Below are 9,989 nucleotides of genomic sequence, written 5' to 3'. Positions count from 1 at the left end.
GTGTTACCCTCTTCGTTTAAAATAACCTAATAGTTTCTTTACATAACTTTCGTCGACCCTACAGTCTACAGTTCCAGCACCTGATTTTGTGAATGTATCCTTAAAGTAATTTACTTTCTCACTGTAGAATTTGCTGTAATTGTTTCTTACCTTTTTAGATGCCGTATTCACAAGCATTAATTCACCTGTTTCTTCATCTTGCATTTGCACCATCCCAATATTTGGAATGCTTTCTTCATGCCTATCATAAATTCTAATACCCGTAATATCGTGCTTCCCCGCAGAAATTTTTAACGTTTGTTTATAATCATCTGCTATAAAATCCGAAAGCACAAAAACAATGGCTTTCTTCTTCATAACGTTAGACAAAAACTTTAAAGCTTGAGCAATATCTGTACTCTTACTTTTTGGTTGAAATTCTAATAATTCTCTAATAATTCGCAATACATGTGAACGTCCCTTCTTTGGTGGAATGTATAGTTCGATTTCATCAGAAAACAAAATGAGACCGATTTTGTCATTATTCTGAGTGGCAGAGAATGCTAGCGTTGCTGCAATTTCAGTAACAATTTCATCCTTAAACTGATTCTGAGTTCCAAAAAATTTACTTCCGGAAACATCTGCCATCAGCATCATGGTTAGTTCACGCTCTTCCTCAAAAACTTTTACAAAAGGCTCATTATAACGTGCAGTAACGTTCCAATCTATATTTCTAACATCATCTCCGTATTGATATTGACGCACTTCAGAAAAAGTCATACCACGGCCTTTGAAGGTGGAGTGGTATTCTCCACCAAAAATATGATCAGACAAGCGACGCGTCTTAATCTCAATTTTTCGTACTTTTTTTAGAAGTTCTTTAGTATCCATATTTCAACTTTCGAAAGAAGATTGGTGATTGACGATTCTTATAATCGTGATCGAGTTTCTCAAATCTCAAATTTATGGCACTTCGATTTCGTTGACGATCTTATGAATGATATCTTCTGAAGTTACATTTTCAGCTTCTGCTTCGTAAGTTATTCCTATTCTGTGACGCAATACATCATATACCACAGCGCGAACATCTTCTGGGATAACATAACCTCTGCGCTTTATGAATGCGTAACATTTTGCTGCAGTTGCCAAATTAATACTGCCACGAGGGGATGCTCCAAACGATATTAATGCTTTTAAATCACCAAGTCTATATTTTTCAGGATAACGTGTCGCGAATATAATATCTAAAATATACTTCTCAATTTTTTCATCCATATATACCTCACGCACTGCTTCTTGGGCATTAATGATTTGTTTAATGGACACTACAGGATTTACTTTGTCAAAAGCCCCTTTTAAGTTAGCTCTCACAATAAGTTGTTCTTCTTCTAACTTTGGGTAATCGATAACCGTTTTCAGCATAAAACGGTCGACTTGTGCCTCTGGTAATGGATATGTTCCTTCCTGCTCAACAGGGTTTTGAGTTGCCATAACTAAAAATGGTCGGTCTAATCCAAAAGTCTCATCACCAATTGTAACCTGCTTTTCCTGCATAGCTTCTAATAAAGCTGACTGCACTTTGGCAGGAGCTCTATTAATCTCATCGGCTAATACAAAATTGGCAAATATTGGCCCTTTTTTGATTGAGAAATCGTTCTCCTTAATGTTGTAAATTAAGGTACCAACAACATCAGCTGGCAGTAAATCTGGAGTAAACTGAATTCTACTGAAACTCGCATCAATAGCTTTTGATAAGGTGTTGATGGCTAATGTTTTGGCCAAACCAGGAACACCCTCTAACAAAATGTGGCCTTGTCCTAATAATCCTATTAACAGTCGTTCTACCATATGTTTTTGTCCAACAATTACCTTATTCATTTCTAAGGTGAGTAGGTCTACAAATGCACTTTCTTTCTCTATCTTTTCATTAATTGATTTTATATCAATTGTACTCGTATCTTCCATGTTATTAAGGGTTTTAGAACGATCTTTTTTTTCTGTTTTTATAAAGATGCAAAATGTTAAAATAATTTCGTAGTTGCTGTTAACAATTGGTTAAAAAATAAAGCGTAAAACAGCTAAGTTTCGCCCTTCTTCCTTTATTAATTATGGATTAACGCAATTCATATTCAATTTGTCATATTTCGGTGTATAATTGTGGATTTAATACCATCATATTTCACTTTCATTATATCTGATTGAGGCATCAACATTGATTTCGATTGTAACATCATTTGACGTTTAGGTTTCAACTGCGTATCAATTAAATTTGATAGGTTGGTATTCCCAGTATTAGAACCGTCTAAACTATATAAAACATTATTGATATTCATAAAGTTGCCATCACCCAAAACCAATCTAATTTCATGCAAATAATTAGTTTCAATTTCGAAGTTATCAATAAGTAATAAAGGCTTACTGTCAGAAAAACTACAGGCACTATAAAATCTGAATTTTCTGCTACTAAACTAAGCCATCCGTCGGCTTCGTTAGTATTTCTTACTTTAATTACAATATGACCAATATCTATATAAACATTATCTAATTGACCAAGCGTATTTTTAAGTTTAACCAAATATTGGTAACGTTTGTAGATGGATGAACCTCGTCTTTCAAACAACTCAAAAAAAAGTAAATAATAGCAGTAAAATAATTGATTTTTTAAGGTTGTAATTGTTTCATGATTTGGGCTTGTGTAATAATTACATAACAAGGATACCGCAATCCTAATGTTTTGAGTATTTTTATACACATAATGCATAAAAATCCGTAGAAACAGAAAAAAGTGAGATACTCTCGATTAATTGCAGGTACGATGACCTGGGGAGGTTGGGGCAAACAACTTTCAAAACACGATATGACAGAATTGATGCAACATTGCTTGGATCATAAAATAACCACCTTCGACCATGCCGATATTTATGGAGCTTACACAACCGAGGCCGACTTTGGAAAGGCCTTTATTGAGTCTGGAATAAAGCGCGAAGATATTCAGTTGATATCCAAATGTGGTATTCAGTATATGTGCGACAATCGCAACAATAAAGTGAAGCATTACAATTACAGTAAAGACTATATTATCTGGTCTGTTGAAGAATCCTTGAAGAACTTACAAACTGAATATTTAGATCTTTTATTGCTTCACAGACCAAGTCCTTTAATGATTGCCGAAGAAATTGCTGAAGCCATTACCATACTTAAAAAGCAAGGAAAAATTAGAGATTTTGGAGTCTCTAATTTTACACCTGCTCAAATGGAAATGATCGGCTTACGCATGGACATTGATGTCAATCAGATAGAATTTTCATTGACCCAGCATTCCGCAATGCATGATGGCACTTTAGATTACATGCAAACATGCGGTATAAAACCAATGTCTTGGTCACCACTAGGTACTGTCTTTAGAGAAAATACCGAACAAACCAGACGCATTCATAAACAACTGGGTGAGCTTATGGATAAGTATAATGCTACCGAAGATCAACTATTACTAGCTTGGATTTTGAAACATCCATCTAACATACATCCTGTTGTTGGTACAACCAATAAAACAAGACTAAGCAATGCTATTCAGGCTGCTGAAATAGATTTAGAATTGGAAGATTGGTTTTTAATTTTAGTAGCAAGTCAAGGCCATAAGGTCCCATAAAATTGAAAATATGGCTAAAATAGCACTAATTACAGGAGCAACAAGTGGCATTGGTAAGGCTACAGCAGAAGAATTTGCAAAACACGGCATCCGGCTAGTTTTATGTGGTAGGAGACAAGAACGACTTGAAAGTATAGAACGTGCACTTTCTAAACAAACGGATGTTTGTACACTTAATTTCGATGTACGAGACAAGACTAAAACTTTAGAGGCGATTAGCTCATTACCCAAGCAGTTTCAGGATATTGATATTCTTATCAATAATGCGGGAAATGCTCATGGTTTAGATCCTATACAAAGTGGAAGTCTTGACGATTGGGATGCCATGATGGACATCAATGTAAAAGGTTTACTTTATGTTAGTAAGGCTATAATTCCAGGAATGACTAATCGAAAGTTTGGTCATATAATTAATATTGGCTCTTCTGCTGGTAAAGAAGTATACCCTAAAGGAAATGTGTATTGCGCCAGCAAACATGCCGTTTTAGCAATTACAGAAGGCATGCGTATTGATCTCAATCCATTCGGAATAAAAGTTACAGCGATCAATCCTGGTCTCGTAGAAACCGAATTTTCTCGAGTACGTTTCAAAGGCGGTGAGCAAGCAGACAGTGTGTATAAAGGCTATAAAGCATTGCAAGCAAAAGATGTGGCTGACGTTATTTATTTTGCGGTGTCACGACCTGCTCACGTTAATATTGCAGATGTACTTATGTTCTGCACTGCACAAGCCAATTCAACCATAGTCAATAAAACCGATTCCCAATAGTATTGAAGGTAGAGTAAAAAATGTATGATTAATAAACGTTTACTTATTAAAAATCTTCTGGCTCATAATGATGAGAATAGTTTTTATGATAAGAAACGTAAAGTCGATATTAGTTATAAGGAAGGTAAGGCCAAGTTTTTAAAGCATATTTGTGCACTATCAAACAGTAATCCAAAAAATAACTCTTACATCGTTATTGGTGTTGATGATGAAGATAATAAAATCACAGGAGTCGATTTTTTTGATGATAGCAAGATTCAAAATCTTATCAATGCTTATCTGACCAATCCACCCATTGTTCAATACGAAAATATTCCTTTCCCACATTTACCAGATGATAAGGTGGTTGGACTGGTTACTATTAGACCCAACGAAGAAATTACAGCATTACGAAAAAATATTTGGAAATATTACGGAGGATCCGTTTTCTTTAGAGATGGCAGTATGAGCATGCCTAAAGTCTTTGATATAAAAATTAAAGATGTTAACTCTAAAATTGTCTCTGCAATAGAGAATCATGCTCAAAGCAACATTCAACTGACACTTGACGGGGTATTTGATTTCCTAAATAAAAGACAGGACTTTGATCCAAAATATAAAGTTTTTAAAGAGTACTTTGTCCTATGCTGGTCTGGACAGAAAAAGAATGTTAAGGACGAAGTATTTTACTCAAGAGTAGATATTGAATTAATAAACGAACAAGTACGATTATTTTACTCTGCATTAGATGAGGTTGCTATTTTTTATAATGACGATTCTTTTAGAATAATAGAATATGTTCGTTTAGGTCTGCAACAATCTTACAGGTATTATAAGCTCGAAGAAAAAATTATTAGCTTTGATAATAATGCCAGCTATTCTATACATGTTGACTTAATTTTTGAACCTCCGCAATTTGATAAAAAAGTCCTACATCACATATATAATACCAATAATGCCATTTTAGAAAAACTAGAAAAAGGCATCACTTTGGCAAATCGAGAAATTAAAGATCTAGAAAGTTTAGCAGCCAGTTACCTGATCTGCTACCTTAACGGCTTTGAAGAAGCCTTACCTAAACTAGAATATTCTAAACTTTACATTAAAAAATATAATTCCGAGTTATATAAATCCTATAAAGAAACCATGAGAATCTTAAGAAAAGTCAAATACAACTAAGTTAAAACGATGATTTTAGCCAAATTATTTGCAACTCATCGGACTAAATTTTAAAAAGGTACAGATTATACATTTTTTACTACCATTCATCAAAAAATTCCAGAATCGAAAAGAATATCTCGCATCTTTGATTTGCTATTAAACAATTACACAACCTTGTTTTGACTAATAAAACCAGTTCTGAACAAGGTTTTTTTATATAAATCCTAAATTTTTCTGGCTCGAATTAACAATACCCTCAGCTGATACTTGTAGCCAGTTTGTGAGAATCGTTTGATATATAGACCTAAAATCTACTTCATATTTTATATCACCATTAGCATCTAAGTCTTGGAGTGTGGCTAAATCATTGTATAAGCCAGATTTTTTTAAAGTTTCGCCAATAACAAAAACATTATTTGCTGCACCATGATCTGTTCCATTACTAAAGTTCTGCTTAACGCGTCTACCAAATTCTGAAAACGTTAAAATTAAAGTATCCTTAAATCGATTAGTTTTCTTTAAGTCTTTTACGAATACATCAATAGCTTCTGCATAGACTTTTAACAACTTGTCTTGTTTACCTAATTGAGAGGCATGAGTGTCAAACCCTTTTAACTTGGCATAATATATGTGCGTATCTAAACCAGAATTAATAAACTGACCTATAACTTTTAGTTGACCAGATAAACCTGATTTTGGATATTTATCGGACAACTTTGAATCATGTACCGTCTCATATAGATACCTCGCCGACGATTTAGAGTCAATCATTGTTTGATATAAGTATCCTAAATTGTGTTCGGCATGATGCTCTTTCTCATAATAAGATAATATCTCATTAAAATTAGATTCTTGTAAAGAACGGTATAGTTGTTTTGCATTTCGCGTAGCAATACCGTTGCGATGAACACCACGAAGCGCTAAGGACAAATCATCATCTATCTGTATGGCATCGTATGGCATCTTTCCATATTTATCAAGGTAACGACCAATCCACCCAGACGTCTGAATGCTTTCATGACTGCTTGCTGTTTGCCAAATGTCCGAAGACACAAAATGTGATCGACTTGGATTAGGATAGCCTACATTGTTTATAATACTTAAATGACCTGAATCGAAAAGACGTTTTAGTGGTGCTAAACTTTTATGGAATCCTAAATCATCATTTAATCTAATGGTGTTTTGCTTTTTTATAGCAATCTTCGGACGCGAATTAAAGTAAATATCATTATTAAAAGGAACTATTGTATTTAGCCCGTCATTACCACCTTCGAGATGAATAACCACTAAATTCCTATGGCTCAATATTTCAGGCATTAAGTCGTCAAAGGCCTTAAGAAAGTTTGGGACCAAGGCCATCCCAGTGGCTAATGATGTATTTTTTATGAAATGACGTCTCTTCATTGTAATAATTTAATCTCCTGTTTCTTAGCACAACTGATACTCCGGCAATGACATAAGTTTTACCAGATTCTTTCTACTTGGCTTTAGACCCATCTTATTCACATAATACTGAGTACCTTTATTAATATCACTCAGAATCAAAGATTCTCTTAGTAACTCTAATGAAATTTTCTTAACACTACGTCTATATGCTTTCCAATCCACGTCAACCGTTAATTTTTCTTGGTATTTATTCTTAACAGAAACTATTCTCGAGTTTCTTTCTTCACCTCTTGTCTGAAAGGAATAACTTTCTTTTTCCAAAATCATCGATGGCAACTTGATTCTTAATAAAAGACTATTTGTTGTAATCCAAGATTTACCACCTTTCCATCCAGCCACATTTGGCGGATCTAATAAAAACTGATCCAACAAGGTCTGCAGTTTAAAAAGCTCTCGCTTTTCTGTAAAGTGAACTGGTACCATTCTCTGTATTCCCACAATTAAATCTATTGGTGATTTAATTTTGGTGCCAATGTTCTCACTATTGTAAAACCATGACGAAGAAAACACAAAACGCATCAGTTTTTCAATATCGTAATTACTATAAAAAACTTTAACCATTTTCTCAATATGATCGTCATTTAAATTAGTGTTTACGAAATAGCTATATATTTTTTCGCAGATATGAACTGCACATTGCCGATTCTCCAAAATAATGTCGATAATGTCATCACCATTAAAATCTCCTTGTCGTCCAAAGACTTGTTTTTGTCCAAAGTCATGCTGTCTTTTAACCAATCTAAATGTGCCATCGAATTCATAATTATAACCTGTGAAAGCCCTTGCACATTCCTTAATATCTTTCTCTGAATAATGCCCTTCGCCAAGTGTAAATAACTCTAAGAGTTCCCTCGCAAAATTTTCATTTGGACTACTTTTTCTATTCTGTCTTAAATTAAGGTACTTAATCATTGAGGCCTCTTTGGAAATGGCCTTTAGAAAGTCTTTGAAATTTCCTAATGCATGTGTCCTCAACGTTGTATTAAACTGCAGAATATGGCTCGTAGTCATATCTCTGCAAACAAAGTGGTTGGCCCAAAACAAAGTCATACGTTCTCTAAGCACCCTTGGTGTAGTTTCTAATCGCTTTAACCAGATTATGTTTAAAATTTTAGTCTCCTCAAAATTTCGTCTGTTAAACTTGCGACGTAATTCTTTATTAACTTTTAATTTATCTTGAGGAAAATCTTTTATAAATGACAAATCTTTCTCTAAGGGAACTATAGTTTTAGACTTTTTGAATAAATCATCAACTATTACTGCTTTACTCAACGTAGATAGATACTGCAATTCCCTTGGCTTTAGACCATAGCCTGCCCTCCAATATAAATGCTGTATTTCTTTATAGGTCATGCTCATTAGACTCAATCTATTAAGAATGGTTTAATCTCTGTGATTAAAAAAAAACCGTTTCTTATTTAGAAACGGTTTTTGAATTTTACTTATTTTCCACCATCGAGTTCATCTTGCCATTTTAATAAATCAGACCAACGCCCTTCATAAGCCATTTTAGCTTGTTCTGGCCATGAACCGGGACTATGAATTTTAAAACGGTCACCTCCGCTATCTAAAACACTTTGACATTTATTTACAGAACATTCAGACAATGCTTTCCATGTCATAATATCGTGCTTGTGAAATAACTCTTGAATTTTAGGCCCAATACCCTCAACAATAGTTAAATCATTTTCTTCTATTTTCTTTCCAAAAACTGCTTTAGCTGCCATTGCGTCAAATGGTATTGTACTTGCACCTGAAGCTAATGCCGCTGCTAAATCAGCATTTGCAGACTTTAAATCTGCTTCTAAAGATGTTCTAGAATTTTTACAGGCCTCTAGGTCTGCTTCTAATTTTGCGATTCTATCACTATCATCATTACCGCCTCTAAAAAGACGTCCTAGTAAATAACCTAATAATGCACTTATTAGACCTACAAGTAATGGGATTAATATACACCAGTTCATAATTATATAATATTTTAAATTTGTTAGTTAATTGTTATTACAGTTCGTCTGTTTTTTGCTTTTCCACCATCTGTTGCATTGTCTGCAATAGGCTCAGCTTGCCCTTTTGATGTAGCATCAATATTCTCAAATAGAATTCCATTTCTAACTAAGTAGCTTTTAGCAAAATCTGCGCGTTGTTGTCCAAGTATGACGTTATTTTCAGCATTACCTGTACTATCGGTATGACCAACAACCTTTACTTTAATTCCTAATTTATCTACGCAACGTGAGATATCTGCTATCTTCTGACGTTGTTCGCTTGTCAAATTGATTTGAGCTTGACCTGTATTAAAGTATAGTACTACAGGGGTCTTTCTAATAGCATCGCATGCCGCTTCTAATGCTTCATCCTTGTGATCTTCTTCCAAAGTAATAATACCGAATTTTAATGGTCCAAATAAAGTATTAGTAGCATCAGGATTCATAGCATCATCCAATTCACCATATGTATTAATCTGTTTTGCAGGAATGCCATAAGCGGTCAAATATTTTTTTACCGCATTCGCCCTTGCCAAACCTAAATTAGGATAGGCCGAATTATTGGTTTCATCACTACGATAATATCCGGTAATATCAATATGTTTTAAAGGATTGGTTACAAGATAATCTTTCAATCTAGTGACTTCAGAAGTCACATCGTTAGAAATAGGTTCTAAAATTGAAAAGTTCGATATTTTAAAATTAAAGTTATCGTTAACTTTAATGTTGAAGTCTCCATCTGCATCAGAAATAGCAAATGCATTTCGGGTTGCTGGAATAACTTCAGGTTCTTCAACAGTATTGGTAATGTCCGCTTCTGTTTCACTACTCGGATAGCAATAACAACCATCACATAAATAGCAATACATTAAGGTACCAATAATGATAGTAAGTAAAATACCTAAAAGGTAAGATGTTTTTTTACTCATTAGTTAGTGTTTTTAAGTTATTGACTATTAATATATTAAATTTTTAACAACTTTTACAATTAATCTGAAACTCTAAAATCAAAAAAGTCACA

10 protein-coding genes are annotated in these 9,989 nt (G+C 33.9%); 3 read left to right on the top strand and 7 right to left on the bottom strand.

Features of this window, described 5'->3' with window-relative positions; translation table 11 throughout:
* Positions 1–3: 3 nt before the first annotated feature.
* From HRU49_RS03415 to HRU49_RS03405, 3 genes are all read right to left on the bottom strand, one after another.
* Positions 4–870, bottom strand: coding sequence for a DUF58 domain-containing protein (locus HRU49_RS03415; RefSeq protein ID WP_296354180.1), 867 nt, complete (start codon positions 868–870; stop codon positions 4–6).
* A gap of 72 nt (positions 871–942) precedes the next feature.
* Positions 943–1,944 (bottom strand): MoxR family ATPase, encoded by a 1,002-nt coding sequence (locus HRU49_RS03410; RefSeq protein WP_296354178.1) that lies wholly within the window; start codon positions 1,942–1,944, stop codon positions 943–945.
* A gap of 364 nt (positions 1,945–2,308) precedes the next feature.
* Positions 2,309–2,554, bottom strand: coding sequence for a hypothetical protein (locus HRU49_RS03405; RefSeq protein ID WP_296354176.1), 246 nt, complete (start codon positions 2,552–2,554; stop codon positions 2,309–2,311).
* Positions 2,555–2,764: 210 nt separating this feature from the next.
* Between HRU49_RS03405 and HRU49_RS03400 the strand changes: the two genes are divergently transcribed.
* The 3 genes from HRU49_RS03400 to HRU49_RS03390 are packed head-to-tail and all read left to right on the top strand — an operon-like array spanning position 2,765 to position 5,555.
* On the top strand, positions 2,765–3,628 hold the full coding sequence (locus HRU49_RS03400) for an aldo/keto reductase (protein WP_296354174.1): 864 nt from the start codon (positions 2,765–2,767) through the stop codon (positions 3,626–3,628).
* Positions 3,629–3,638: 10 nt separating this feature from the next.
* Positions 3,639–4,397: an SDR family NAD(P)-dependent oxidoreductase gene (locus HRU49_RS03395; protein ID WP_296354171.1), complete on the top strand. Its 759-nt coding sequence runs from the start codon at positions 3,639–3,641 to the stop codon at positions 4,395–4,397.
* 24 nt (positions 4,398–4,421) lie between these two features.
* Positions 4,422–5,555, top strand: a complete 1,134-nt coding sequence (locus tag HRU49_RS03390) for an ATP-binding protein (protein WP_296354169.1) — start codon at positions 4,422–4,424, stop codon at positions 5,553–5,555.
* A 195-nt stretch (positions 5,556–5,750) separates the two neighbouring features.
* Here HRU49_RS03390 and HRU49_RS03385 read toward each other — a convergent pair whose 3' ends face one another.
* From HRU49_RS03385 to HRU49_RS03370, 4 genes are all read right to left on the bottom strand, one after another.
* Complete coding sequence (locus HRU49_RS03385; protein ID WP_296354167.1) at positions 5,751–6,941, bottom strand: DUF1501 domain-containing protein; 1,191 nt, start codon at positions 6,939–6,941, stop codon at positions 5,751–5,753.
* Positions 6,942–6,965: 24 nt separating this feature from the next.
* A complete protein-coding gene (locus HRU49_RS03380; RefSeq protein WP_296354165.1) occupies positions 6,966–8,336 on the bottom strand; it encodes a DUF1800 domain-containing protein in 1,371 nt (456 codons plus the stop codon).
* A gap of 89 nt (positions 8,337–8,425) precedes the next feature.
* Positions 8,426–8,947 (bottom strand): hypothetical protein, encoded by a 522-nt coding sequence (locus HRU49_RS03375; RefSeq protein WP_296354163.1) that lies wholly within the window; start codon positions 8,945–8,947, stop codon positions 8,426–8,428.
* Between the two features lie 23 nt (positions 8,948–8,970).
* A complete protein-coding gene (locus HRU49_RS03370) occupies positions 8,971–9,897 on the bottom strand; it encodes an OmpA family protein (RefSeq protein WP_296354162.1) in 927 nt (308 codons plus the stop codon).
* Positions 9,898–9,989 lie beyond the last annotated feature (92 nt).

Origin of the sequence: Winogradskyella sp. (genome assembly GCF_013213975.1) — a bacterium.
Classification (GTDB): Bacteria; Bacteroidota; Bacteroidia; order Flavobacteriales; family Flavobacteriaceae; genus Winogradskyella.
Note: the sequence above shows the minus strand (reverse complement) of the source record. Positions and strands in the feature narration are given on the sequence as shown.

What these genes read in the sequence shown, in the direction of transcription:
- HRU49_RS03370 (WP_296354162.1), bottom strand. Translation starts at nt 9,897, where the DNA reads ATGAGTAAAAAAACATCTTACCTTTTAGGTATTTTACTTACTATCATT.
- HRU49_RS03385 (WP_296354167.1), bottom strand. Translation starts at nt 6,941, where the DNA reads ATGAAGAGACGTCATTTCATAAAAAATACATCATTAGCCACTGGGATG.
- HRU49_RS03375 (WP_296354163.1), bottom strand. Translation starts at nt 8,947, where the DNA reads ATGAACTGGTGTATATTAATCCCATTACTTGTAGGTCTAATAAGTGCA.
- HRU49_RS03390 (WP_296354169.1), top strand. Translation starts at nt 4,422, where the DNA reads ATGATTAATAAACGTTTACTTATTAAAAATCTTCTGGCTCATAATGAT.
- HRU49_RS03380 (WP_296354165.1), bottom strand. Translation starts at nt 8,336, where the DNA reads ATGACCTATAAAGAAATACAGCATTTATATTGGAGGGCAGGCTATGGT.
- HRU49_RS03395 (WP_296354171.1), top strand. Translation starts at nt 3,639, where the DNA reads ATGGCTAAAATAGCACTAATTACAGGAGCAACAAGTGGCATTGGTAAG.
- HRU49_RS03410 (WP_296354178.1), bottom strand. Translation starts at nt 1,944, where the DNA reads ATGGAAGATACGAGTACAATTGATATAAAATCAATTAATGAAAAGATA.
- HRU49_RS03415 (WP_296354180.1), bottom strand. Translation starts at nt 870, where the DNA reads ATGGATACTAAAGAACTTCTAAAAAAAGTACGAAAAATTGAGATTAAG.